Source organism: Pseudomonas sp. MDT1-17 (assembly GCF_054898105.1).
In genome coordinates this window covers 3,235,107-3,261,633 of sequence record NZ_JBUBVM010000001.1, presented here as the reverse complement: position 1 = coordinate 3,261,633, position 26,527 = coordinate 3,235,107, and the positions used below count along the sequence as shown (strand labels likewise).

The 26,527-nt window shown below is 57.7% G+C and carries 18 protein-coding genes, 1 tRNA gene and 4 pseudogenes; 10 read left to right on the top strand and 13 right to left on the bottom strand.

The features are described 5' to 3' along the window. Window positions 1-56 precede the first annotated feature (56 nt). Window positions 57-1,586 (top strand): APC family permease, encoded by a 1,530-nt coding sequence (locus ACYZTX_RS15070; RefSeq protein WP_462034719.1) that lies wholly within the window; start codon window positions 57-59, stop codon window positions 1,584-1,586. Between the two features lie 54 nt (window positions 1,587-1,640). Beyond that, window positions 1,641-3,065, top strand: a complete 1,425-nt coding sequence (locus ACYZTX_RS15065; protein WP_462034718.1) for a gamma-aminobutyraldehyde dehydrogenase — start codon at window positions 1,641-1,643, stop codon at window positions 3,063-3,065. Between the two features lie 130 nt (window positions 3,066-3,195). Here the strand turns inward: ACYZTX_RS15065 and ACYZTX_RS15060 are convergent. From ACYZTX_RS15060 to treS, 3 genes and pseudogenes are all read right to left on the bottom strand, one after another. Then, window positions 3,196-3,327: pseudogene (locus ACYZTX_RS15060) on the bottom strand (LexA family protein); the annotation flags it as partial. A gap of 170 nt (window positions 3,328-3,497) precedes the next feature. Continuing rightward, window positions 3,498-3,744, bottom strand: a pseudogene (locus tag ACYZTX_RS15055) (IS5/IS1182 family transposase); the annotation flags it as partial. 33 nt (window positions 3,745-3,777) lie between these two features. Beyond that, the gene (gene treS / locus ACYZTX_RS15050; RefSeq protein WP_462034717.1) at window positions 3,778-5,844 is read right to left on the bottom strand and encodes a maltose alpha-D-glucosyltransferase; all 2,067 of its coding nucleotides are present in this window, start codon (window positions 5,842-5,844) and stop codon (window positions 3,778-3,780) included. Window positions 5,845-6,437: 593 nt separating this feature from the next. Between treS and ACYZTX_RS15045 the strand changes: the two are divergent. Beyond that, a pseudogene (locus ACYZTX_RS15045) lies at window positions 6,438-6,891 on the top strand (DUF411 domain-containing protein). Here ACYZTX_RS15045 and ACYZTX_RS15040 read toward each other — a convergent pair. Then, window positions 6,888-8,108, bottom strand: a complete 1,221-nt coding sequence (locus tag ACYZTX_RS15040; protein WP_462034716.1) for an MFS transporter — start codon at window positions 8,106-8,108, stop codon at window positions 6,888-6,890. The pseudogene ACYZTX_RS15045 and the gene ACYZTX_RS15040 overlap by 4 nt on opposite strands. A 150-nt stretch (window positions 8,109-8,258) precedes the next feature. Beyond that, entirely contained in the window at window positions 8,259-9,713 is a 1,455-nt protein-coding gene (locus tag ACYZTX_RS15035; protein ID WP_462034715.1) for a TrkH family potassium uptake protein, read from the bottom strand. 382 nt (window positions 9,714-10,095) lie between these two features. Here ACYZTX_RS15035 and ACYZTX_RS15030 point away from each other — a divergent pair, with 382 nt between their 5' ends. From ACYZTX_RS15030 to ACYZTX_RS15015, 4 genes are all read left to right on the top strand, one after another. After that, entirely contained in the window at window positions 10,096-10,437 is a 342-nt protein-coding gene (locus ACYZTX_RS15030; protein WP_462034714.1) for a hypothetical protein, read from the top strand. A 99-nt stretch (window positions 10,438-10,536) separates the two neighbouring features. Next, window positions 10,537-11,793 carry a TolC family protein gene (locus ACYZTX_RS15025; protein ID WP_462034713.1) on the top strand — a complete coding sequence of 419 codons (1,257 nt, stop codon included), beginning with the start codon at window positions 10,537-10,539 and terminating at the stop codon, window positions 11,791-11,793. Continuing rightward, the gene (locus ACYZTX_RS15020) at window positions 11,790-13,274 is read left to right on the top strand and encodes an efflux RND transporter periplasmic adaptor subunit (RefSeq protein WP_462034712.1); all 1,485 of its coding nucleotides are present in this window, start codon (window positions 11,790-11,792) and stop codon (window positions 13,272-13,274) included. The genes ACYZTX_RS15025 and ACYZTX_RS15020 overlap by 4 nt, the downstream gene beginning before the upstream one ends. After that, complete coding sequence (locus ACYZTX_RS15015; RefSeq protein WP_462034711.1) at window positions 13,271-16,423, top strand: efflux RND transporter permease subunit; 3,153 nt, start codon at window positions 13,271-13,273, stop codon at window positions 16,421-16,423. Before ACYZTX_RS15020 ends, ACYZTX_RS15015 begins: the two co-directional genes overlap by 4 nt. Before the next feature lie 328 nt (window positions 16,424-16,751). Here the strand turns inward: ACYZTX_RS15015 and ACYZTX_RS15010 are convergent, their stop codons facing one another. The 8 genes from ACYZTX_RS15010 to ACYZTX_RS14975 all read right to left on the bottom strand — a co-directional run bounded on the left by ACYZTX_RS15010 (window position 16,752) and on the right by ACYZTX_RS14975 (window position 23,141). After that, a complete protein-coding gene (locus ACYZTX_RS15010) occupies window positions 16,752-17,792 on the bottom strand; it encodes a sterol desaturase family protein (RefSeq protein ID WP_462037048.1) in 1,041 nt (346 codons plus the stop codon). A 372-nt stretch (window positions 17,793-18,164) separates the two neighbouring features. Next, window positions 18,165-18,389, bottom strand: coding sequence for an Arm DNA-binding domain-containing protein (locus ACYZTX_RS15005; RefSeq protein ID WP_462034710.1), 225 nt, complete (start codon window positions 18,387-18,389; stop codon window positions 18,165-18,167). A 225-nt stretch (window positions 18,390-18,614) separates the two neighbouring features. Further along, a tRNA-Gly gene (locus tag ACYZTX_RS15000) sits at window positions 18,615-18,690 on the bottom strand. Between the two features lie 62 nt (window positions 18,691-18,752). Next, window positions 18,753-19,313 carry a CDP-diacylglycerol--glycerol-3-phosphate 3-phosphatidyltransferase gene (gene pgsA, locus ACYZTX_RS14995; RefSeq protein ID WP_017339130.1) on the bottom strand — a complete coding sequence of 187 codons (561 nt, stop codon included), beginning with the start codon at window positions 19,311-19,313 and terminating at the stop codon, window positions 18,753-18,755. A gap of 32 nt (window positions 19,314-19,345) precedes the next feature. After that, complete coding sequence (gene uvrC / locus ACYZTX_RS14990; protein WP_462034709.1) at window positions 19,346-21,169, bottom strand: excinuclease ABC subunit UvrC; 1,824 nt, start codon at window positions 21,167-21,169, stop codon at window positions 19,346-19,348. A gap of 2 nt (window positions 21,170-21,171) precedes the next feature. Further along, the gene (gene gacA, locus ACYZTX_RS14985) at window positions 21,172-21,813 is read right to left on the bottom strand and encodes a response regulator transcription factor GacA (protein ID WP_008015884.1); all 642 of its coding nucleotides are present in this window, start codon (window positions 21,811-21,813) and stop codon (window positions 21,172-21,174) included. Between the two features lie 126 nt (window positions 21,814-21,939). Continuing rightward, the gene (locus ACYZTX_RS14980; protein ID WP_462034708.1) at window positions 21,940-22,383 is read right to left on the bottom strand and encodes a GNAT family N-acetyltransferase; all 444 of its coding nucleotides are present in this window, start codon (window positions 22,381-22,383) and stop codon (window positions 21,940-21,942) included. Beyond that, window positions 22,383-23,141 (bottom strand): carbon-nitrogen hydrolase family protein, encoded by a 759-nt coding sequence (locus ACYZTX_RS14975; RefSeq protein WP_462034707.1) that lies wholly within the window; start codon window positions 23,139-23,141, stop codon window positions 22,383-22,385. Before ACYZTX_RS14975 ends, ACYZTX_RS14980 begins: the two co-directional genes overlap by 1 nt. 624 nt (window positions 23,142-23,765) lie before the next feature. Between ACYZTX_RS14975 and ACYZTX_RS14970 the strand changes: the two genes are divergently transcribed. The 3 genes and pseudogenes from ACYZTX_RS14970 to ACYZTX_RS14960 form a co-directional block, all read left to right on the top strand. Continuing rightward, window positions 23,766-24,854, top strand: a complete 1,089-nt coding sequence (locus ACYZTX_RS14970; RefSeq protein ID WP_462034706.1) for a 3-deoxy-7-phosphoheptulonate synthase — start codon at window positions 23,766-23,768, stop codon at window positions 24,852-24,854. 288 nt (window positions 24,855-25,142) lie between these two features. Further along, window positions 25,143-26,024, top strand: a complete 882-nt coding sequence (locus tag ACYZTX_RS14965) for an esterase/lipase family protein (RefSeq protein WP_462034705.1) — start codon at window positions 25,143-25,145, stop codon at window positions 26,022-26,024. A gap of 105 nt (window positions 26,025-26,129) precedes the next feature. After that, window positions 26,130-26,414: pseudogene (locus tag ACYZTX_RS14960) on the top strand (peptidylprolyl isomerase); the annotation flags it as partial. Window positions 26,415-26,527: the final 113 nt, after the last annotated feature.

Below are 26,527 nucleotides of genomic sequence, written 5' to 3'. Positions count from 1 at the left end.
AAGCGGGACAACCCGCCAGTACTGCAATCAACTGCCATTGATAATGAGGAAATAAAATGAGTGGCTTATCCAACGCGCGTGCAAGCGTCGCCGATCAGGATGCGGAACAACTCCGCGCCCTCGGCTACAGTTCGGATTTCAATAGAAGCATGAGTCTGTGGGAGAACTTTTCCCTGGGCTTCACCTACCTGTCGCCGGTCGTCGGTGTCTACACCTTGTTCGGTTTGTGTCTGGCCGCGGGCGGCCCGCCGATGTTCTGGTCCTACCTGCTGATCGGTGCCGGCCAACTGTTGGTGTGCCTGATTTTTGGTGAAATAGTTTCCCAGTTCCCGATCTCCGGCGGTGTCTATCCTTGGGCCCGTCGTTTGGTAGGCAAGCGCTGGGCATGGATGGTCGGCTGGGTCTATGCGTGGGCCTTGTGCGCAACCATCGCCGGAGTAGCGGTCGGTGCGGGACCCTATCTGGCGATTATGCTGGGCTTCAATCCCGGTCCCGAGGCCAATATCTATATTGCCCTGACGATCATCCTGCTCTCGACCTGCCTTAATCTGGTGGGTACCAAACTGCTGGCACGAGTCGCAATGTTCGGCTTCCTCTGCGAGCTGGTCGGGGCAGTTCTCGTTGGTGGTTACCTGCTGATCTTCGAGCGTCATCAGCCATTTAGCGTGCTGTTCGACACCTTCAACCTTGAAGTCAACGGTTCGTACTTGCCGGCGTTCCTCGCGGCATCCTTGGCGGGTCTGTTCCAGTACTACGGCTTCGAGGCCTGCGGCGATGTCGCCGAAGAAACCCCGAACCCGGGCAAGCGCATTCCTAAAGCCATGCGCATGACCATCTATATCGGCGGCGCAGCAGCGATGTTCGCCTGCCTCGCGCTCATTCTTTCGGTGCCGGACATGGCCAAGGTGCTGGCCGGTGAAGATACCGACCCGGTCGCTACCATCCTGGCTAACGCCTTTGGCCCGGTTGGTTCGCGACTGGTCATGGCGGTGGTGATGGTGTCCTTTATCTCTTGCGTGTTGAGCCTGCAGGCAGCGGCCAGCCGTCTGTTGTTCGCTTATGCCCGTGATGAAATGATCGTTGGTAGCTCGCTGCTCAAACGACTCTCGGGCAACCACGTGCCGTCGTTCGCGTTGCTCATCAGTGGACTGGTGCCCGCAGCGATTGTCTGCCTGGGAATGTTCATGGCCGATGCGGTGGCGACCATCGTCGGCTTCGCGGCGATTGGTATCTACGTCGCGTTCCAGTTGATCATCGTCGCGGCATTAATCGCTCGCGCCAAGGGTTGGCGCCCGAATGGCCAATTCACGCTCGGCGCCTGGGGGCTTTGGGTGAACCTGGCCGCACTGGTCTATGGCGTTTGCGCCATCGTCAACATGGTCTGGCCGCGATCACCGGATGCGCCTTGGTACATCAACTATTCGATGATCCTGACGACTCTGGTGGTGATGGGGGTCGGCCTGGTTTACATGCTGCTCGGCAAGCCTTACGACAAAGGTACGGCCCCTGCGGGCGATGCCTGGAAGCTCTCCAAGCCGCTTGCCAAACCCGATGATAATTCGGGCATGCCGGTACAACAGCGCTGACAAAGTGCCAGGGAAGTTTCACTTCCCTGGCCTATAAAAAACAGAGGAACAGTCATGCAAACCAAACTGCTGATCAATGGCCAACTGGTCGACGGCGAAGGTCCCGCCCAACCGGTGTTCAACCCGGCCCTCGGCCGTGTGCTGGTAGAAATCAACGAAGCCAGCGAAGCGCAGGTCAATGCCGCCGTGCGTGCCGCCGACAGCGCCTTCGAAACCTGGTCGCAAACCACCCCGAAAGAACGCTCGCTGCTGCTGCTCAAACTCGCCGACGCCATCGAAGCCCACGGCGAAGAACTGGCCAAACTGGAATCGGACAATTGCGGCAAGCCTTACAGCGCCGCGCTGAACGACGAGATCCCGGCGATTGCTGACGTGTTCCGTTTCTTCGCCGGCGCCAGCCGTTGCATGAGTGGATCGGCGGGCGGTGAATACCTGCACGGCCACACCTCGATGATCCGCCGCGACCCGGTCGGCGTAATCGCATCGATTGCGCCGTGGAACTACCCGCTGATGATGGTCGCCTGGAAAATCGCCCCAGCCCTGGCGGCCGGTAACACCGTGGTGCTCAAGCCGTCGGAACAAACCCCGTTGACCGCGCTGCGTCTGGCGCAACTGGCGTCGGAAATTTTCCCGGCCGGTGTGCTTAACCTGGTGTTCGGCCGTGGTCCTACGGTCGGCAGCCCACTGGTCACACACCCGAAAGTGCGCATGGTCTCGCTGACCGGTTCGATCGCCACCGGTTCGAACATCATTTCCAGCACCGCCGACAGCGTCAAACGCATGCACATGGAACTGGGCGGCAAGGCCCCGGTGATCATCTTCGACGACGCCGACATCGATGCTGCCGTGGAAGGCATTCGTACTTTCGGTTTTTACAACGCCGGCCAGGACTGCACCGCCGCCTGCCGCATCTACGCGCAGGAAGGCATCTACGAAAAATTCGTCGAGAAGCTCGGCGAAGCGGTCAGCAGCATCAAGTACGGCGTGCAGGATGATCCGTCGACCGAGCTCGGTCCGCTGATCACCGCGCAGCATCGCGACCGCGTGGCCGGGTTTGTCGAGCGTGCCGTGGCGCAACCGCATATCCGTTTGATTACGGGCGGCAAGGTTGTTGAGGGCAATGGCTTCTTCTTCGAACCGACGGTGTTGGCCGACGCTCAGCAGGACGACGAAATCGTCCGTCGCGAAGTGTTCGGGCCCGTCGTGTCGGTGACCAAATTCACCGATGAAGCGCAGGTGCTGGGCTGGGCCAACGATTCCGACTACGGCTTGGCGTCGTCGGTCTGGACCTCTGACGTCGGTCGCGCGCATCGCTTGTCTGCACGCTTGCAGTACGGCTGCACCTGGGTGAATACGCACTTCATGCTGGTCAGCGAAATGCCGCATGGCGGTCAGAAACTGTCCGGTTATGGCAAGGACATGTCCATGTACGGGCTGGAGGACTACACCGTGGTGCGGCATGTAATGTTCAAACACTGATTGCTACTCAGTGAGCCGTGTCGCTTTCGGCGCGGCTCTGAACCGAACCACCTACGACTTTTTGCTCACCGTCCAGTTAGCCATCGTCACACTATTGCAGTCGATCAGCGCAAACACCTGCTCCAATCTTTCAGACATGGCTGCGCACACTGCTGGTGATCACGCCCCAGATCGAAAGCTCATCGCCCTCAAGCACGTACCGCGGTGGGTACTTCGGATTCTCCGACAGCAGGATCATCTGACTTCCCCGCTTGCACAGTCGGCCGTTGCTCGCTGAGTCACGCAACGGGAAACCAGCCGGTTTATGTCTGTCACCAAAAGGCCGCTTTTGGCCCAGAGTGTGTAAAAACGCTCATGACCTCATCGTCTTGGGTCATCGACGTTCGTTGGCTAAGCGATCGCTCGATCAATGCTCCGAGTCGCATCGGTCGTGCGTCGTTCCGTGCTCGGTGTACACTGCGATTTCAACGCGCAGCCTTGGCATTTCGAACGCCAGTAACGATGCAATTTCAGGCCTTTTTCGACGTAGGAATAATGCCAGATCAGCGACTCTCCAGCCTGGCAAATTCGTTTTTCCCGCGTCATAGAGGAAGGCATCGTTATTGAAACGCCCGTCAGCCTTGGCTCCAGAGGTCATCGGCTTGGGCACATAGGCGGTGATGCCTGCATTGTGGCAAGCCTGACAGGGCCGTCAAACTCTCCGGCGCAGTGCCTAGATCATCGGCGAGCTACTGACCACACGCAGTGCCAATCCTTCATAGGCATCCAGCGTGATGGTGAACTCGCCCTCGGGCGTGAGATCGCCTTCGACCCGCTCATTGATGATGTCAACCACCGGCCCCGGGGCAATATTGGGCAGGTGCAGGGTTTCGGTGATCGGAGTCGAGCCGAAGTTCAGCGCAGTGATTTGCGTGCCTTTGCCGGCCGGTAATTCGTGGACCATGATCAGCAGCCCCGGGTGCTCGACATCCGGCACCAGAATCTGGCGGCTGGCCGCAATATCGTAGGAACGCCGAACAGCCAGGATTTTCTTCAACTGTGAGGCAAACGAATCCGGGTCTTTTAATTGACTGTTCAGGCTGCCGTACAACGTTTTCGGGCGTGGCATCTGACCCGCCGAAAAAGGCGCGTCTGGATTGAGATCAACCAGATCGTAGGCACCGCGATGAATCCAGCGCGTATCGCCGTCGAGCATCAAATGCGCGACCTGTTCTGCCGGCAACGGCAATGCGCCCACAAGGTCCCAGCCAGACAACGCGAAAACGCCCGGTTGCATCGCGTTGTACATCACCAACAGCAAATGAATCTGGCGTATCTGTTGAATATCCGCGGGGGTAATCGCATCGAGGTCGCGAATGCCGAGCGCTGCCGTGATAATGCTGGCGGTGGTACAGGACACGCCGTTGGTGACGAATTTCAGGTTATAGGGAGCGTGCTCTCCGGCCAGGCGTTCGTACATCTGCTCGCGAATGTGCTCGCGCAAGATGTTGCCGGGAAAAGTCTGGCCCTGGTAGAGAAAGGTGTCATGGGCGTGCAGGGTCCAGAAATGCACCAACTCAAGGGTCAGTTCGTCATGGTTCTGCAAGGCATGAATCAGCGAGCCCGGATCGATGCCGAAAGTGTGCATCTGACGCAGCATCAACCGCAGAAATTCAGTATCGCCCATCAGCAATGCATGCTGGTAGGCGGGTCGGGTGATGAAGTCGTACGAGAGATCGGCACCCCCGTGGGACATAGCGGCGATATCGTCAACGGTCAGGTTCAGTTCCTGAAAGCTGAACCCGCCGGCCTTGCGAATCGCACCGGCCAGCAACTGGTTGCCGGTGATCGATAATGGATGGCTTTCAGACCAGGCGGTGCCGTCGAGTTTGCGTTCTACACCGAGAAATCCGTTGGCATCCAGACGCAGAATTTTCGCCCCCATGACATCGATGGCGTGCAGGGCGTCTCCAATAATCATCTGTTGTGCGGCAAAGGTCGGGTCCAGCCAGTTCAACGACGGTTGCCCCTCCTTGAAGTAGTGCAGGTAAACCCAGCGTCGCGGCTTGCCATCAACGCCCACCACGATCGGTGTCGCACTCCAGTCGGTTTCCTTGACCCCTGGCTCGAAGAAGATCACCCGTTGCAGCTGGCCGACGATGTAATGCTTGTCTCTGAGCACGTCGACCTGCAGCGGATTTAGATTCTGTGCATCACGACCTTCGGCAACGTCAGGTAACAGCGGCCAGTCCTCCTCGCGGATTTCCACCATGTGGTAGAGCCCCGGGTAGTCTTCATACGCCATCTCGGCCAAGCGAAAATCCGCGCCTTTGCCAGTATGAGACGGGATGACGTCATCGATGATGACCGCATTGTGCGCGGCAGCCATACGGGTCAGCGCCTGAAGTTGCGCCTCGGTGCCCAGCTGCGGGTCGATTTCGAAACTGATGCGGTCAAAATTTCCGTCAATCGTGGGCGTGTGTTCGAGGCCCTTCAAGCCGCCAGACATTTTCAGCGGGCCATTGTGAATAGCCTGGATACCGATTTTCGACAGCGCGTGCCATAAGGTTTCATCACCCAAGGCCTCCAGCACCGTGCCATTTTCGCTAGTCACAATGGACGCCGGATACGCGGTGAACCACACCGAAGCCAGGGCAGTAGCATCACGGGGCCGAGTATGAGCATAAGGCTGTTGCCACAATCGACCTTGCCCAGAGTAGAGTTTGGCCCGCTGCCTTGCGGCATGAAGCATCGATTGCTCAACCAGCCATTCCACATGGTTTTTCTCAGCCGCCGTCATAAAAACAATCACCTGTTGTCATGAAAAAAAACGCTCTCGGCCATCGCATCTATACCTGCACCAATGGCACTGCTCGTTTTTATAAGAGGCCCTGACGTGGCATTCGTTGCATCGAATCAGGCGGCGTGGCGCTGGGGCTCCACTTTTCTCTGGACGAAAAAAATGGACCTCTTTTCAGAGATCCATTTTTTAATGCTTGGAGCGGGAAACGAGACTCGCATCTGGCGTCCTACCCATTGAAATCTAAGGGGTTTCTTTTCCTCAGGAAGCAGGAAAGGACTCAATTCTGGACTTGTTTTCAGGGTGTATCAAGAGTAAAAAAAGAGCATTCCCAAGCCACGCTATCGAGTTCTACCTACAGCCAATCGGGGGAACAGTCATGAGGTCAACGGTATCAATTGCGCTGGATTGACTCGGAGTTCAGACCACCACCGAAAAACCAGGTCGAGCGGCGCCTCGTTTACGCCGCAGGCGTGCCTAAGCGTGTATCGGTCGCGGGCAAGTGATTGCCAAGCATGCTCTAAAACGTGTTCACACAGCCTCGGTCTATTCCGGCGCTTGGTGACAAGCAGAAATCGGCCAACTCTATTGCTATTAGCCCGACTTCCCCTAATTACATCAGCTCTCATTCATCTAGCTTCGCAGCAGAACCCCTGACAATCGATATTTATCGTGACGCTAACTGTGGATGCTGTAGGAAGTGAATGCAGCACCTTGAAGCCAACGGCTTCACCGTCGTTGATCATGTAGAAACCAACATGAGCGCGGTCAAGCAGGACCTGGGGGTTGTTACGCGTCTCTCGTCATGCCACACCGCGGTGATCAACGGAAAGTTTGTTGAAGGCCACGTACCTGCTGAGCAGAATAGTTGCTTTGAGCAAACGCGACGACCTTATAGGGATTGCTGTGCCGGGCATGCCGGCAGGCTCGCCTGGTATGGAGGTCGGTGGGAAGCAGGATGCTTATCAGGTCATCGGCCTGAGCAAAGCAGGTACTGACCAAGTGATTGCCGAGTACCCGGCAAACTGGTTTTCAAACTTTCCTTAATTCTTGCGTGGTCCGGGATCATGCAAGCAACGTGTGCTCTTACTACGTTGTGCTATCAGCAGTATGAGCGCTACCGCAGAAAAAATTGCTCCGGCATAAAACGTCATTGCTGAACCATACGTTTGCCAAAGTAACCCCGCAATCCCGCTTGCCAGCAACATGGATACACCACTCACCAGATTGAAAATCCCGAAAGCGGTTCCTTTTAATTCTGCCGGTGACGTGTCAGCGACAAGAGCAGCCAGTAACCCCTGACTGAATCCCATATGAAGTCCCCATAGGGCGACGCCGAGTATCAACATTGAAACGGACTCGGCGCTGGCTAGAACCAGATCGGACAAGATCAGCAATATCAACCCGCCCCCGAGAAGACTTGTGCGGCTTACACGGTCAGAGACCTTCCCCACAGGGTAGGCCGAGAACGTGTAGAACAAGGCCATCACCACCATCACTATAGGCACCCAGGTTGCAGACAGTCCTGTTTGCTGAGCGCGCAAGACCAGGAAGGCCTCGCTAAAACGTGCCAGGGTGAACAATGCGCCAATTATCACCACCCACCAATAAGCCGGCGAAAAGCTGTAGAGCAGTTGTAGCCGTATGGGTGAACGAAAGCGCTGAGCTGACGGCTCATGTTCGGACTCATCGACGCCAACAAAAATCAGACTGACTGCTACCAACGCCGGTATCACCGCGATCCATAACACCAGTGGAATGTTTTCACTGAAGGCATACATCAAGCCGATGGCTACTGCTGGCCCGAGGAAGGCCCCTATCGTATCCATGGATTGACGTAAGCCGAAGCAAGCGCCACGGATTTCCGGTGGCGATACATCAGCGACCAGGGCATCACGTGGAGCGCCGCGAATACCTTTGCCAATCCGATCCAGAAAGCGTGCGGTGAATACCATTTCTGCGGAGTGGGCCAGCGGAAAGAGCGGCTTGGTGAGTGCAGCCAGTCCGTAGCCGAGCAACAGCAGGCCCTTGCGTCGTCCGAAATAATCGCTGATGGCGCCTGAAAAGACTTTAACGATCAGGGCCGTCGCCTCCGCAATACCCTCGATCAGCCCCAGGGTGATCATGCTGACGCCTAGAGAACCCACCAGATACATCGGCAGCAGGCTATGAACCATTTCTGAAGACAAGTCCATGAACAAGCTGACGAACCCTAACGCCCAGACCGTACGGGGGATGCTACGTGTCGCAATTGTCTGGGACATATTCAAGTTTCCTTGGCTATTGCCCGCAAGTGTATTTGCTGCATCCAGTGGTTCTGTTGCGGCAAGATCACATTGAGCTATCAGCTCAACAAGCGGGATACGATACCAGGTGTTTCGCGGCATCGAATAAACGCTCTCCTACCAACCCAATTAGTACCTCCAAAAGACGGGTGTGAGCAGCACCAGCACGGTCAGAATTTCCAGCCTACCCAAGAGCATGCCCACCGTCAGCAGCCATTTTGCTGCATCCGGCAAGGTCGAGAAGTTACCTGCTGGACCAATGATCGTGCCCAGTCCGGGACCCACATTGCATACTGCGGTGGCCGCACCGCTTAAGGCCGTCGTCCAATCAAGACCGATAAGCGCCAACCCCAGGGCAATGCCACCGATGGTAATGGTAAAAAAGAATGAAAAGGTCAACAGTGAACGTGCGATGTCTTCGTCGATGGGATGGTCGTTGTATTTTTTCCGAATCACCGCACGAGGATGAATCAGTTGTTTCAGGCTGCCCATCAGCAATGAAGAGGCTACTTGAAAGCGGAAAATCTTCAGTCCCCCCGCCGTAGACCCAGAGCAGCCGCCAACGAAGGTCAAATAGAAAAACAGCAAAACAGAAAAGCTGCCCCATAAGGTGTAATCCCCGAGGGCTAAACCCGTGGTGGTGACCACAGAGGTTACATTGACAGCCACGATACGAAACGCTTCCCACCAGCTGTAGTCACTGTTAAAGCACAACCACGTACCAAATAGCAGCCAGGTAATCACCAGAAACCCGATGAACCCTCGCACCTGGTGGTCTTTTAATAACGCACTTTTGTTGCCCCGGAGTGTGGCGACATACAAGGTGAAAGGCAGGCTACCGAGAATCATGACAACCACGGATACCCAATGAACAGCCGGTTGAGGCCAGTGCGCCAGGGATGCATCCGAAGTTGAAAAGCCGCCCGTTGAAATAAATGACATCGCATGATTGATCGCTTCGAAAGGCGTCATGCCCGCTACCCATAGCGCCAGAGCGGCCACCCCGGTCAGCCCGAGGTAGAGCACCAGAATATATTTCGCCGCGACATGAGAGCGTGGTGTGACTTTCTCTGACCAGTCTGAAGATTCTGTCTGAAACAAACGCATGCCGCCGACTCGCAACAAAGGCAAAATCGCCACGGCCATGCCGATAAAACCAATTCCCCCGAGCCAGTGCAGCATCGAGCGCCAAATCAGTAATCCTGGAGACGCGGTATCCAGCCCCGTCAAAATCGTCGAGCCGGTGGTGGTGATGCCGGACATCGTTTCAAAAAACGCATCGGTGTAGCTGATGTGATGGATGAGCACCATCGGCAAAGCCGCAAAGGCGCAGACGACAACCCAACTGGCCGTGGTCAACAGGTACATATCTCGTGGACGAAGTTGGGCAACCTCTGGACGCCCGCGAATAATCAGCGCCAGCCCACAGACGAAGGTGATCAGGCTCGACCAGAGAAACGCCGACAGATCATCACTGCGTTCATAAACCACCAGTGTGAACATGGGAATCACCATGCTCACGGCCAACGTGATCAAAAAAACACCCAGAATAAACCCGATAAGCCGCAGTGCTGCAATGGACATAAAAAATGCCTGGTCGATGAGCGCCGCACAGTATCAATAGACTCAATATGGCTGCCCGTAAAATTTGCGTAAAGTTCACCGGTGGAACTGAGTCCATCTGATCGTCATTAGCCATCTGCGCGAACGCTTAGCCAAAGCGTCGTGACTGACAATGTCCGCTGTCAGTGTGGACCCCAAAGCTTCTGCTACTGTGACATATGGCCCGCTGGACCGGTTGAAGTGATGCGAACGACATGCTATGAGCTGCAACTATTTCCTATGTTCAGGGCGTTGGACTTGGCTGTTTAGCGAATTCCTGTATCTAGCAAAGGAGGCTATCCGGCGGGTTCTACCTGACAGATTCGTAATTGTATAGCCCGTTACCAGCGACTAGACTCCTCGCATGAAAGGCTATCTGCGGTGTTGCCTCATTTTCCTGATCAGCTTGGCGCTTCCCCTGAGCGGGATGGCGGGCATTCAGTCACCGATAGAACCTTGTCCTATGCAAACGACGGGCATGACCATGATGGGTGATGTGAGCCAGGACTGTTGCGTCGACATAAGCAACTCCGCCGATCACGGCAAAACCTGCAAACCTGGCCAGGAATGCAGGAGCGCCAGTCTGCTACAAGTGTCGTTTGGTAAACCTGCCGCCCGTTTGTCCAGTCCGCAGATGCTGACAATCTTCAGCGACCTCCTCCCTACTCAGGCCCCGTCCGGGGTGTGGCGACCGCCTCGCGCTTGATTCCTGTACCACACTGAGCCGCTCCCGCCCTGGCGCGGGATGGCATTTCTGCGCGCGAGCCCAAGAGGCGCGCAGTGGATCATCACAGGAATCTTGAACATGAATTCCAAGTGCTACTGCACCGGTTGGCCCCTCGTGACTGCCCTGGCGGCAAGTGTGCTGGCATTGCCCACCCTTGCCGCGCCGCTGACACTCGACGAAGCCTTGCGCCTTGCCGAAACCCATGCACCATCGCTGACTGCCCAAGCGGCCAAACTGCAAGCCGCCAGCAGCGCCGCCATTCCAGCCGGCGAACTACCCGACCCGAAGCTACTGCTGGGCGTACAAAACTACCCCATCGGTGGCCCTGACCGCTGGCGCCTCGAGCAGGACTTCATGACCATGCAGATGGTCGGCGTCATGCAGGAGGTACCCAACCGTGACAAGCGTAGGGCGCGAATCGAAGTTGCCGAGGCATCCGTAGATCGCGCCGCGGCCGAAAGCCGTGTCGAGCGACTGAACGTTCGTCAGGCCACTGCGCTGGCCTGGATCAGCAGCTACTCCGTCGAGCGTAAAGAGGCGCTGTTTCAGGATTTTTACCGGGAGAACCGTCTTTTGGCTGATACCGTCCGGGCGCAGATCGCCGGAGGCCGTGGTCAGCCTGCCGATGCAGTAACGCCAAAACAGGAGGCGGCTCAGTTGGCGGAACAACAAGACGACCTGATCCGTTTGCGGGCACAAGCCAGAGCAGCTCTCAGACGCTGGATAGGTCTGGCCGCCAATGACCAGCCCGTCGGCAGCTTGCCCGAGTGGCCCATCGACGCTTCGGGTTACCCGCATAAGCTGCAACATCACCCCGCACTGGCGGCGTTCGTTCCAATGACTCGAGAAGCGCAGGCCAAGGTCCGTGAAGCAGAGTCGGAAAAGCAGTCCGACTGGAGTTGGGAACTTGATTACCAGCGCCGCGGCCGTCAGTTCGGCGACATGATCAGCGTGCAGTTCACGTTCGACCTGCCACTGTTCCCCGACTCCCGACAAAACCCGAAGATCGCCGCCAAGCATGCGGAACTGAATCAGTTGGAGGCCGAGCGCGAAGCGCTTGCACGCGAGCACACCCAGCAATTGGAGGATGACCTGGCCGAATACGAGCGTCTGAACCGTGCCGTGCGCCGCAGCCAGGACAGCCTGTTACCGCTGGCCCAGGAAAAGGTCAAGCTCAGCATGGCCAGTTACCGCGCCGGTAAAAGTGACTTGGCGACGGTCATCGCTGCTCGGCGCGAACTCATCGAGACCCGCCTCAAGCAGGTCGACTTCGAAGAACAGCAAGCCCTCACCAGTGCTCGCTTGTATTTTGCTTATGGGGACGCCAATCAATGAGCTCTCGAATCTGGAATGGGGCTTTGCTGGCAGGCTTCTCGATTGCCCTGGGCGCCGCCGGTGGTTACTGGTTCGCTCAGCAGCGTATGACTGCAGTGTCTGAGACTACCGCCGAACAGGCCCCTGAAACACAAGACGAACGCAAAATACTGTATTGGTACGACCCGATGTCCCCGCAGCAGAAGTTCGATAAACCAGGCAAATCGCCCTTCATGGACATGGAATTGGTACCCCGATACGCTGATGCTGCGGCGGACAGTGCGGCCATCAGTATCGATCCCAGCCTGACCCAGAATCTCGGCTTGCGTCTGGCCACAGTCACTCGCGGCATGCTTGCTTCCAGCCTGGACGTGGTCGGTGTGCTGGCATTCAATGAGCGAGATGTTGCGGTGATTCAATCGCGAACTGCTGGCTTTGTGGAGCGGGTGTATGCCCGTGCTCCAGGCGATGTACTCAAAGCGAATGCGGCGTTGGCCGATATCCTGGTCCCGGAGTGGGCCGCTGCTCAGGAAGAATTCCTCGCACTTAAACGTAACGGTGATGCTGACTTGCTGGCGGCGGCACGCCAACGGCTGCGCCTGACGGGAATGCCGGCGACACTGATTACTCAGGTAGAGCGCAGCGGCAAGGTCCAGCCAAACCTGACCCTCACCAGTCCCATTGGTGGTGTGCTGCAAGCGTTGGATGTACGCGAGGGAATGACGGTGGCCGCCGGCGAGACCCTGGCACGCGTCAATGGTTTGAGTAGCGTCTGGCTGGCCGTGGCCGTTCCAGAGTCGGAGACTGGATCGATCGTCGTCGGTCAACCGGTAGAAGCACGCCTGCCTGCCTTCCCCGGGACTGTGCTCAACGGCACGGTCAGCGCGATTCTGCCCGAAACCAATCCGGACAGTCGCACTATTCGCGTACGCGTCGAACTACCCAACCCTGACGGACGCCTCAGACCCGGTATGACGGCGCAGGTGCGCCTGAATCGTTCGACTGAGCAAAGCGTGTTGTGGGTACCGAGCGAAGCGCTCATTCGCACCGGCCGACGCGTCCTGGTGATGCTCGCCGAAGACGCGGGTCGCTACCGACCCGTAGAGGTGCAACCCGGGCAGGAAAACGAAGGCAAAACGGTGGTATTGAAAGGTCTGGAAGAAGGCCAGCAGGTGGTCAGCTCTGGACAGTTCCTGCTCGACTCTGAGGCCAGTCTCAAGGGCATTGCCGCGAGAGCGCTGGAAGTTCCAGCACCTACCGCCGCAGCCTTCGCCCTGCATGAGGCCGATGGCCAGGTTGTCGAGATCAACAGCAACGACGTGACCCTCGCCCATGGGCCGTTCAAGACGCTGGGCATGCCGGGCATGACCATGACCTTCCCGTTGGCTGACCCGGCGCTCATGCAAGGACTCAAGGCGGGCGACAAGGTTCGGATCTCTGTGAGCCAAACCGATGATGGGTTGCGCGTTGAACGCCTGGAAAATACCGGGGGTCAGCCATGATTGCCGCCCTGATTCGCTGGTCAGTCGCCAACCGCTTGCTGGTGCTGCTGGCGACGATCTTCGTCACGGTCTGGGGCGTCTGGTCGGTTCAGAGTACGCCGATCGATGCACTTCCGGATCTCTCTGATGTTCAGGTGATCATCCGTACCCCTTACCCGGGACAAGCGCCGCAGATCGTTGAGAACCAGGTGACCTACCCATTGGCCACCACCATGCTATCGGTGCCGGGGGCCAAGACCGTGCGCGGTTATTCCTTTTTCGGCGACAGCTTCGTGTACGTGCTGTTCGAAGACGGCACCGATTTGTATTGGGCCCGCTCGCGGGTGCTGGAGTATTTGAGTCAAGTCCAAAGCCGCCTGCCGGCTTCCGCCAAACCGTCCTTGGGGCCAGACGCCACGGGAGTGGGCTGGATCTATCAGTACGCACTGGTGGACCGCAGTGGCGGACACGACCTGGCGCAACTACGCGCCTTGCAGGACTGGTTCCTCAAGTTCGAACTCAAGACCCTACCGAACGTTGCCGAAGTCGCCACCGTGGGCGGCATGGTCAAGCAGTATCAGATCCAGCTTGATCCGTTCAAACTCGCCAGCCTGGGTATTACTCAGGCTGAGGTGACCGAAGCTATCGGCAAGGCCAATCAGGAAACCGGTGGTGCTGTGCTGGAGCTGGCGGAAACCGAGTTCATGGTGCGCGCCTCAGGCTACCTGAAGACGCTGAATGACTTTCGCGCGATTCCACTCAAGCTTGGTGCTGCTGGCGTACCGGTGAATCTTGGCGATGTAGCCACTATCCAGCTGGGACCGGAGATGCGTCGCGGCATCACCGAACTCGACGGCGAAGGCGAGACCGTCGGCGGCGTGGTGATTTTGCGCAGCGGCAAAAACGCTCGCGAGACCATTGCCGCGGTCAAGGCCAAACTCGACGACTTGAAAAGCAGTCTGCCGGCCGGGGTAGAAATTGTCACCACCTACGACCGTAGCAAGCTGATCGACCGCGCGGTAGAAAATCTCAGTCACAAACTGATCGAGGAGTTCATCGTCGTCGCGTTGGTCTGTGGGATCTTCCTCTGGCACCTGCGCTCATCCCTGGTGGCCATTATCTCGCTGCCGGTGGGGGTACTGATTGCCTTCATCGTCATGCGCTACCAAGGGATCAACGCCAACATCATGTCTCTGGGCGGGATCGCCATCGCCATCGGCGCCATGGTCGATGCCGCCGTGGTGATGATCGAGAACGCCCACAAAAAGGTCGAGGCATGGTACGCGGCCCATCCCGGCGAAGAGCTGAAGGGCGAACATCACTGGCATGTGATGACCGAAGCGGCGGCCGAGGTCGGGCCGGCGCTGTTCTTCTGCCTGTTGATCATCACCCTGTCGTTCATTCCGGTGTTCACCCTGGAGGCGCAAGAGGGCCGCCTGTTTGGCCCCCTCGCCTTCACCAAGACCTACGCCATGGCAGCGGCGGCGGGACTGTCGGTGACCCTGGTGCCGGTGCTGATGGGTTACTGGATTCGCGGACGGATCCCCAATGAACAACAGAATCCGTTGAACCGTTGGTTGATCAGGCTCTATCAACCGGCCCTCGACGCGGTGCTGCGTCGTCCCAAAATCACCCTGCTGGTCGCGCTACTGATCTTTCTCAGCGCGCTATGGCCGATCTCTCGCTTGGGTGGCGAGTTCCTCCCTGCGCTGGACGAGGGCGACCTGCTCTATATGCCTTCGGCTTTGCCAGGGTTGTCGGCGCAGAAAGCGGCGCAGCTGTTGCAACAGACTGACCGTCTGATCAAGACCGTCCCCGAGGTCGAACACGTCTTCGGCAAGGCTGGCCGCGCCGAAACCGCCACCGATCCGGCACCGCTGGAGATGTTCGAGACCACCATCCAGTTCAAACCACGCGAGCAGTGGCGCTCAGGGATGACCCAGGAAAAACTGGTGGAAGAACTGGATCGAGTGGTACGAGTCCCGGGGCTGACCAATATCTGGATACCACCCATCCGCAACCGCATCGACATGCTCGCCACCGGGATCAAGAGTCCAATCGGGGTGAAAGTTGCCGGCACCAACCTGACCCAGATCGATGCGGTTACTCAGGCGGTTGAGCGCGTGGCCAAGGACGTGCCCGGGGTCAGTTCAGCCCTGGCTGAACGGTTGACCGGTGGCCGCTACATTGATGTGGATATCGATCGCAAGGCTGCTGCCCGCTACGGGCTGAACATCGCCGATGTGCAGTCGATCGTTGCCGGCGCTATCGGTGGTGAAAACATTGGGGAGACCATTGAAGGGCTCGCGCGCTTCCCCATCAACGTGCGTTATCCCCGTGAGTGGCGTGACTCGCTCGGTGCCTTGGAGCAGCTGCCGATCTACACCCCTTTGGGGAGTCAGATCACCCTCGGCACTGTGGCAAAGGTCAAGGTCAGCGACGGCCCTCCGATGCTCAAGAGCGAGAACGCCCGGCCTTCCGGCTGGGTGTATATCGACGTGCGTGGCCGGGATATTGCCTCAGTGGTCGCCGACCTGCGCCGGGTTGTCAGTGAGCAGGTCAAGTTGCAGCCTGGAATGAGCCTGAGCTATTCAGGGCAGTTCGAGTTTCTTGAACGGGCCAACGCACGGCTCAAGCTGGTGGTGCCAGCCACGCTGTTAATCATTTTCGTGCTGCTGTACCTGACGTTTTCCCGATTCGACGAGGCTTTGCTGATCATGGCCACCTTGCCATTCGCCCTTACAGGTGGGGCGTGGTTCCTCTACCTGCTGGGATTCAACCTGTCGGTGGCTACTGGCGTCGGTTTTATCGCCCTGGCCGGTGTGTCTGCCGAATTTGGTGTGATCATGCTGCTCTACCTGAAGAACGCCTGGACCGAGCGAGAAGACGCCGGTGATAACACTGAGCGTGGGTTGATCGCCGCGATTCGTGAAGGCGCGGTGCAGCGGGTCCGACCCAAGGCCATGACAGTGGCCGTCATCATTGCCGGCCTCTTACCCATCCTGCTGGGCAGCGGCACCGGTAGCGAAGTGATGAGTCGTATCGCCGCGCCCATGGTCGGCGGCATGATCACCGCGCCCTTGTTGTCCTTGTTCGTCATTCCGGCAGCTTACCGCTTGATGCGCCGCCGACGCCTCGCTGTTGAACCCACCAAAACTCGGCGAATGTGACGATCACTTCATCGCAAAACGGGTTACATGGACTGCTTGGACAAAAAAAAGGCGCCTAACTCAGGCGTCTAAATCATGTAGCGTTTGAGTTTCGTGCCGAGGGAATGGCAGCCCCCATCGCTACAGGGTGCGGAATTCAGCCTGACCTGGATCTTTGCCTTGAGGCTTCGCTCCCAGCCGGATATGCGACTGCTCCGCTGTGACCTGACAGGTTTGGAAAACCTTTACTCACTGCTCGTGGTGCGTATCTCTATAGGCCCACTAGAGGATCAGCAGCAGGCCGCTGGATACAGCACGCAGCGCCGATGAGCTGTGTATCAGACACCCATTACGAATAGGGCGTTTCGCAAGCTCCGGGCGGAGCCGTCTGCGGGCGTTTCGCCAGGAGGATCTTGCGGGCTGTTTCCACAAAGGGAGTGACGATCAGGCTGTAGATCGTCAGGTAGCGGCCGTGATCCTGTTCCCCGGTGCCGAACCGGATGAGCTCGGGCTTCGAGGTGGTGACATAAAGCGTACCGAACATCCAGTCCCAGAGTGACAGGTTGGTACCGAAGTTCTTGTTGAAATGTCGGGGCGCGTCACTGTGGTGAATCTGGTGCTGGGCCGGGCTGTTCAGCACATGCTCGAACGCTGGCCCGAACGAAAGCCAGACATGGCTGTGACGCAAGTTTGCCGCAAACCCGTTGAGGATGAACACCAGATAGGTCACGCCAAACAAGGTGTAACGGCTGATCTCCCCGCCACAGGCGTACCAGAAGACACCGGCGTAGGCGCTGAGGCAGACGGCGGAAGTCAGTTTTTCGACAATTTTTTCCACAAAGTGAACCCGGCTCGCAGTCGCCGGTACCAGGACGGGCGCCGAATGATGGACTTTGTGAAACGCCCAAAGCCATCGGGAATGAAAGGCCCGGTGCGCCCAGTAATGCGTAAAATCCTTCACAAGGAACACCCCCAGCCCGTAGAGCAGGGAAAGCGAGAGGTTCTCACTCAGTTGCGAGCGCGCGCCCCAAAGGTTGGTGAAAAAAGCGATGTAATCCCCGGAGCGTAGGATATAGGGGTCTACCAGGCCGACGATGGGCAGCACCAGCGCGACTTTCAGGATAGCCCGCACGAAATAGTACCGGTAATCCAGCAACGCCGAGCGATGGAAGTGAACCCGACTGCCGCCGATGAACTGCCCGAACGAGTGCGCGTCGGTGAGCCCGCGACGCTTCCTGAATCGGAACAGGCTGTAAGCGATGCTGTAGGACGTGAAGAGAAACAGTACACCGAAGCGGCCGTTCAGATCGAAAATGCCGAAAAACTGGTCGGTGACAGGCTGAATCACCAACTCATTCAGGTAGTCATAGATAAGTGATAGAACATCCACGAAAGGCTGGCCTCCGTCAAAGGGAGGGCATTGTAAATCAGATAGGAACTGCCAAAACATTTTATGCGTGGTGTTCAGCCCAAGGTGCGGCTGGCGCTGACGCAGTGGAAATACGATCAAACGTGGGAGGAATGGTGACAGATTTTTTTTTAATAATCAGACCGTTCGCTTCTTGCCATTTTTGACCGTCAGGTCTGGGTGCTTTGGGTCGATAGCGACGATCAAGCGTAATGCCTACTCGTGCACCTGCCAAACTCAATGCATTGAAATCGCGCCAGCGCTAATAGACCGCTTCGAAGGTGTTTTCCGTGGCCAGACGTGAGGCATTGCGTTCTTGTCGCCGACGGATGCGCGGATCGACACCTCTGGCGATCAACATCCCGGCAAAATTTCACGCAAAGCGCGTGCATCCCGCAAACCAATTTCAGGATAGGTACCGAGAGACATACGGGGTTGCTTATCCGCCCAGGAAAAGCGGAAGTGCCAGCACTTGGCGCCTTTCGTAATCACGAAAAGGGCGAGGCCGTCGTAGTCAGGAAGGGTGTAGTTCTTGGCTCGGGGTTTGGCCTGCCGGACTGCAGTATCGGTGAGAGCCATCGCACAATCTCCATCTCGTTTGGATGGAGGAGATTCGTACGGTTTCCAGTGAGGCGAGTACCACAAAAAAGTGATCTACCAAGCGCCGGATTAATGTACTAAAAAATGTACTAAAAAATCGTGGCTGGTAGTGGTTTCGTGTGGAACTTACTGGAACGAAAAAAGAGGCCGAAGCCTCTTGTTTCAATCTCTACAAACTTCGATGGAAGTCAGCAGAATAATATTTGGAGCGGGAAACGAGACTCGAACTCGCGACCCCGACCTTGGCAAGGTCGTGCTCTACCAACTGAGCTATTCCCGCGTCTTGGTGTGGCGCATTCTATAGAATCCAGAAGCCTCGTCAACACCTTGATTCAAAAAAGTTTATTTCTTTTCCACGTCGGTCTTCAGATGCGGCCAGGCAGCCCGCAGATATTGGACCATGGACCACAACGTCAGGCCCGCGGATATCAGCAGCAAGGCGTACCCCACCAGCACCCAGAACGTGAAATCCGACGGATTCGCCAGCAGAATCACTAAGGCTAGCATTTGCGCGGCGGTTTTCCATTTGCCCAGGTTCGACACGGCGACGTGAGCGCGTGCACCGAGTTCGGCCATCCATTCGCGAAGTGCCGAGACGACTATCTCGCGACCGATGATCACGGCGGCCGGCAGCGTGAGCCACAGGTTGCCATGTTCTTGCACCAGCAACACCAGCGCAACAGCGACCATCAGTTTGTCAGCAACCGGATCGAGAAAAGCCCCGAACGGCGTGCTTTGTTCCAGTCGGCGGGCCAGATACCCATCTAGCCAGTCTGTGGCGGCAGCAAATGCGAAGACCGAGGCGGACGCCAGGTAGCTCCATTGATAAGGCAGGTAGAACAGTAAAATGAAGATCGGAATGAGCAGGACGCGTAGTACGGTAATCAGATTAGGGATATTCATCGGCACAACTGGCTACGAGGTGAGGGGGCATTCTACTCGCTGTGCAGATTTGCATAAATCAACTCTGCGAGCTTTTTACTGATCCCGGGGGCTTTGGCGATTTCTTCGATGCTGGCACGAGACAGCTCCTGCAATCCACCAAAATGTTTCAACAAATCGCGGCGGCGGGTCGGTCCGACACCGGCGACGCCTTCAAGTGTAGACGTTCGACGGGTTTTCCCACGACGTGCGCGGTGTCCGGTAATCGCGAAACGGTGAGCTTCGTCGCGTATCTGCTGGATCAAATGCAGCGCGGGAGAATCGCCGCGCAAGGTAAATTCGTGGGCAGCATCGTTCAGGTACAGGGTTTCGAAACCGGCCTTGCGCGTGGCGCCCTTGGCCACACCCAACAGAATCAGGTCAGGCACCGCCAGCTCATTGAGCACGTCGCGGGCCATGGACAACTGCCCCTTGCCACCGTCCACCAGCAAAATGTCCGGTAGCTTGCCCTCCCCGTCCTTCAGTTTGCTGAAGCGTCGAGTCAGGGCCTGGTGCATCGCGGCGTAGTCATCGCCAGGGGTGACGCCTTCAATGTTGTAGCGGCGGTAGTCGGACTTGATCGGACCTTCGGGGCCGAACACCACGCAGGAGGCTACGGTCGCTTCGCCGCTGGAGTGACTGATGTCGTAACACTCCAGACGCTGTGGTGGCTCGTCCAGGTTCAGCACTTCTGCCAGCGCATCGAAACGTGCGGCAACGTGTTGACGATTGGCCAGGCGTGCACCCAGTGCCTGTTCGGCATTGGTGACCGCCAACTGCTGCCAGCGTGCTCGCGTGCCACGAACCCGATAACTGATGGTCAATTCCCGACCGCGTAGCTCTTCGATGGCCGCGATCAGGGTCGGAAAGTCTTCGTGAACCACGTTGACGATCAGTTCGCTCGGCAAGTCGCGTTCGGGACTGCTGATGAAGTACTGGCCGAGAAACGCCGCCATGACTTCGGAAACGTCTTCTTCAATACCCACCTGCGGGAAGAAGTTCTTGCTCCCCAGCACCCGCCCGCCGCGCACACTGATCAAATGAACGCAGGCACCACCCGGATTGACGAACGCGGCGATCACATCGACATCGCCGGTCCCGCCTTCCATGCTCTGCTGGTCCTGAACCCGGCGCAGTAATGAAATCTGATCGCGCAACTCGGCCGCACGCTCGAACTCGAGGTTGATCGCCGCCTCTTCCATTCCTGCGGACAACTCATCCGTCAGCGCATTGCTGCGCCCCTCAAGGAACATCACCGAGTGCCGCACATCTTCGGCATACACCTCGGGCTCCACCAGCCCGACACAGGGCGCCTTGCAGCGTTTGATCTGGTATTGCAGGCAAGGACGCGTGCGGTTCTTGTAATAGCTGTCTTCGCACTGACGAACGAAAAACGTCTTCTGCAGCAGGCTCAGGCTTTCACGAATCGCACCGGCGCTGGGATAAGGACCGAAATATTTGCCCTTGGCCTTTTTCGCGCCGCGATGGATGCTCAAGCGTGGAAACTGGCCATCCGAGAGAAAGACGTAGGGGTAGGATTTGTCGTCGCGCAGCAGGATGTTGTAGGGCGGACGCCACTCCTTGATCAGCGTCTGCTCAAGCAACAAGGCTTCGGTTTCATTGGCCGTAATCGTCGTTTCGACCTGAGCGATACGAGCCACCAGCGCAGCGGTCTTGGGCGCAAGACCGGATTTGCGGAAGTAACTCGACAGACGATTCTTGAGGTTCTTGGCCTTGCCGACGTAGAGCAGGCGTGCCTCGCTGTCGAACATGCGATACACACCGGGACGCCCACTGACTGTCGACAGAAAGGCGCTGGGATCGAAGGTTTCAGTCATTTTCAGAGGCTGGCATCAACCATGCCGTGACGAACCGCCAACAGCGTCAGCTCGACATCGCTGCTGATCGAAAGCTTTTCGAAAATGCGGTAACGGTAGGTATTCACTGTTTTTGGCGACAGGCAGAGCTTGTCGGAAATGATCTGGACTTTCTGACAGCCGACAATCATCAACGCGATCTGGATTTCCCGCTCCGACAAAGCGTCGAAAGGCGAATCATTGGTCGGCTGGAAGGATTTGATCGCCAGCTGCTGTGCAATCTGCGGACTGATGTAGCGTTGCCCGGCGAATACCAGGCGGATGGCCTGGACCATTTCCGGCAGCCCGGCACCCTTGGTCAGATAACCCGCGGCACCCGCCTGCAACAACCTTGTAGGAAACGGATCTTCTTCACACACGGTGACCGCGACGACTTTGATATCCGGATGGCTGCGCAATAGTTTGCGCGTAGCTTCAAGACCACCGATACCGGGCATCTTGACGTCCATCAGCACCACATCGGGTTTCAACTCACGCGCCTTGAGCAAGGATTCTTCCCCTGACTCAGCCTGGCCGACTACTTGCAGGCCATCGATGTCAGCCAGCATTCGTGTAATGCCTGTACGAACGAGATCATGGTCATCGACTACTAGCACCCTAATCAAGCAGACACCTCGCGATATGGTCCTATTGGGTTGCCGACACCTTAGCAAAAAGGAACTGGCAGACCTAGCGGCAAGCGTCATATAAAAAGTTTCAATACGTCTTGAAAGGCTTGTCGTATGCGTGTTTCAGCCAGGCAAGGCATCGATATCGCGCTGCATTCTCAGGAAACACTCGTCCGTACCGACGACCTTCAGGCCCTTTCTCTCATACAACCCTTGCGCAGGGTTGTTTTCAAAAACCGTCAAACGCAATGCCGGACGCCGCTCCTTGCGCGCCATGGCGAATACCTGATCAATCGCCCAGGAACCGGCGCCCTGCCCTCGAAACGCTTCGATGACATGCAACTCGCGGATGTACAAGGCTTTGGCATCACGACTCAGACTGAAAAAGCCCAGCAAGGTCTCGCCGCGCACAATCAACCAGTTCTCGCGCCCTGCCCAGCCCACATCGAAACCTTCGTCCTGCCACAACAAATCGTGCTGAATGTAATAGCGCAGCATATTTTTGCGGGTCAGTTCACGAGCGAAGCCGAGGTCCCGGAGCGTCGCCGGGCGTAATTCAAATGCCATCAAGCCTCCGCAACGGCCACTATTTGCCCCTTCCAACTGTCAGCATCGCGGCGAGCCACGACCATCAGGTTGCCTGTTCCCGGTGCGGCCGCAATCAGCGAGCCGTCCGACGCCCAGATTGCGCTGCGGCCTGCCGATTCCCAGCCACCCGTCGTACCGCCATGGTTGGCCATCAGGACCGCCATCGAATGAGTACTGGCGTAGCCTTGCAACAACGCGGTATCCGGGGCGTAGCCGTTTTCCGTGATGAGTACGCCCGCGGCATAGAGATCGGCGCCTTGCTGTGCCGCCGCGGCGGCATGACTGGCGTGAGAGAAATCCGCACACACCGCCAACGCGACCGTATCGGCACCCATGGTCAGGGTTGAACCGCCGGTTCCCGGTGCAAATGCCACCTCTTCGCCTGGATGCAGGTGCTGCTTGCTGTAGATTCCGAGCGAACCATCGACGCCCAACACCAGCGCCCCGATCAATACTGGCGAATCCTCCGACAGCCGAATCGGCATCCCGACGACAGTCGTCACACCGACTTCCCGCGCGAAATCCCGCAGCGGCTGCAGAGCCTCGGCGTGCGGCGCAATGGCCAATTGCGCCGCGAGTCCACGCTCGTACCCGGTCAGCGATAGCTCAGGGAACACCAGCAATTGCACGCCCTGCTCCGCGGCCACCTGCATGAAGCGCTGATGCCACACAATGTTTGCGGCAAGGTCACCGGCGATGGAAATCGATTGAGCAGCAGCGATGGTCAGGGGCTTCATGATTCGTCCTTGTGACGTTGCATATAGCAAAGCATAAAGTGTGTCACAACCGGTGACGCACTCAAGCGATAGAAAACGCCGCCGGTGATCGATAGCATTTTCTGATTGAATCCGCGTACCGGCCTCGAGTAAGCTCGGCGCATTCATCGGAGAACGTCCATGTTCAACACCCTCTTACAGCTTCACACTGCCAGCGCCCTGCGCTCGGTTGCGGCTGCTCGGGTGAATGACGTCTGTGCTCCGGTCAGCTTTTATGTTGGGTATTGGTTTAGCCACTGGCGCGCCTGATACCTACACGGCGCCCACTTTAAACGGGTCGCCACCAGAGAATTCTCAACCCCCGGCCGGCTTCCCGACCGGGGGTTTTGTTTTTTCAGCCCCGCACATTTTTAGCGACACACCAGACAACCAGAGGATTCAAAAATGAACTACGCCACTTATTACCGTCACGACAGTTTTACCGCCTGGCGATTTACCAGCTTCCGCTCGGGACAGCCTGCCGCCTCCGATCGGTCACCCACAGGTGGCAAGCACACACACGCAGCCAATCCGGCCAATTGTCGAACACCCCAGTAGGGCCGAGTGCGCGGGAACGAACCCGCCGCCTGCCCAGGAAGCCCGAATATGAACTCGTCCGTCTCCGCTCTACCGCTGTCCACCTTGAGCCCTGCCAATGAAGCGCTGACCTTGCGTCTGCCAAGCTCATTGCAACTCAAACAGCAACTGCCACTCAGCAATGCCCTGAGCCAGCAAGTCGACGCCCACCGCCAAGCGGTTCGCGCGATCCTCAACGGTGAAGATTCCCGTTTGCTGGTCATCGTCGGCCCCTGCTCGATTCACGATCCAAAGTCCGCCCTCGAATACGCCGGCAACCTCGCCCGCCTCGCCGCCGACGTCAGCGGTGAAATACTGCTGGTGATGCGCGCTTACGTCGAAAAACCCCGCACCACCGTCGGTTGGAAAGGCCTGGCCTACGATCCCCACCTGGATGGCAGCGATGACATGACGGGCGGTTTGACGCTGTCCCGCAAGTTGATGCGCGAAATGCTCCGCCTGGGACTGCCGATTGCCACCGAACTGCTGCAACCGATGGCCGCCGGCTACTTCGACGACCTGCTGAGCTGGGTCGCTATTGGCGCTCGCACCACCGAATCGCAGATCCACCGTGAAATGGCCAGCGGCCTGAGCATGCCGGTCGGCTTCAAGAACGGCACCGATGGCGGTGTCGGTGTTGCCAGTGACGCCATGCGGTCCGCCGCCCATCCGCATCGCCATTTCGGTGTCGATAGCCAGGGTCACCCTGCAATCATTCAGACCCCGGGCAATCCCGACACCCACCTGGTATTGCGCGGAGGCCATCGCGGGCCGAACTACGACTGCACGAGTGTCGCCCAAGTGCACAGCGATTTGACCAAACTCAAAATCCCGGCCCGGATCATGGTCGACTGCAGCCATGCCAACAGCGGCAAAAACCCGTTGCGTCAGCCGGCGGTGTTCAACGACGTGCTTGAACAACGCCTGCAAGGTGACCGATCGCTGATTGGCATGATGATCGAGAGCCATCTGTTCGAAGGTTGCCAGCCGCTGGGCCCGTCAATGCGTTACGGCGTATCGGTAACGGACGGCTGCCTTGGCTGGAGCGGGACGGAACAGCTGTTGCGCGAGGCAGCCGACCGGCTCAGCGCACAGAGCCGGGATCAACAACCGGCGTGAGCCACACCCCTCGTCCAGCCCTCAATAGAGGACTGGACGTCGGAATCGAGACACGATTAACAGGCAAATGGTGTTCCCGAAGTAGGCCATCACAGAAAAACGCTCTGTTACAGATAAAAAGATGTCCAAATATTCCGACCAAGACTTCATCTACTTTCGAGATTTCGTACATTTTCTATTCCGTTTTCATCAGGTTATAGCGGCTTTTTCATACAACGTCGAACAGCGGGTGTGCTTTAGAGTGAGCCCATCAACACACCTCTGAACGACCTCGAAAAAGGAAAGAACATGCTACGGAATGCAACCACTCAATATCCGATCCTGTTGGTCCACGGGCTCTTCGGCTTCGACCGCATCGGGAAGATCGAACTCTTTCATGACGTCAAGCAGGCCCTCAGGAGTGCAGGCGCAAGAGTGTTTATCCCGCACTTGTCGGCTACCCATAGCAATGAAGTCCGCGGCGACCAACTCCTGGCGCAGATCGAACGAGTGCTGGAAGGAACCGGTGCGAGCAAAGTCAACTTGATCGGTCACAGCCAAGGCGCACTCGCCGCACGTTATGCGGCGGCGGTCGCACCGCAAGTCATCGCTTCAGTGACTTCCGTCAGCGGACCGAATCACGGCTCGGAGCTGGCTGACTTCTTGCGCAAGGCGTTGACGCCCGGGCGCCTGCCGGAACACGTCGCCGAGACGGTTGCCACCTTGTTCGCAGACTTTCTGTCATTGCTCAGTGGTAATCGCCAACTGCCGCAAAACGCCATCGCCGCGTTGAATGCCCTGACCACGGAGGGTGTGGGCGCATTCAACGACAAATACCCTCAGGGATTGCCGAAAACCTGGGGTGGCAAGGGTCGCGAACGGGTCGACGGCGTACGTTATTACTCCTGGAGCGGCACCCTGCAGGGCGATATCCTCGACAAAGGGCTAGATGCCCTGAATCCTCTGCACGGGTTTCTCCGCGCCTTTTCCCGCTACTTCACCACCGAAGCCGAGCAGAACGACGGCATGGTCGGCCGCTACAGCTCTCATTTGGGTAAAGTGATCCGTTCCGACTATCCGCTGGATCACCTGGACAGCCTCAGCCAGACCGCCGGCCCGTTGCGCAAGGGCATCGACCCGATTGCCCTGTATGTGCAGCATGCCGTGCGACTGAGAAATGCCGGCCTATAAAGGCGTGCCCTACCCGCCTGTGCGGTCTGGACGGAACTTTGAGAAGAAATAGACCACTGAATCCGGTAGGCTCCGCACTTTACTGAACATTGAAAGGAGAATTTTGCCATGCCTAAAGCCACTGCCCGTCACATCCTCGTTGCCTCGGAAGCCAAGTGCAACGAACTCAAAACCCAGATCGAAGGCGGCGCCGATTTCGCCGAAGTCGCCAAAGCCAACTCCACGTGCCCGTCCAGCCGCCAGGGCGGTGATCTGGGTTCGTTCGGTCCAGGCCAGATGGTCAAGGAATTCGACACCGTGGTCTTCAGCGCACCGCTCAACGTGGTGCAAGGCCCGGTCAAGACCCAGTTCGGTTACCACCTGCTGGAAGTGACCAGCCGCCAGGACTGATCAGCCCTTAAGTTTTCTGCACGACGGCCCGCCTTTTGGTGGGCCGTTGTGTTTGGGATACGTGATACGAGTGGCGAGGGACGCGCCGCTAGCGTACAAATTGTGGTTATTGA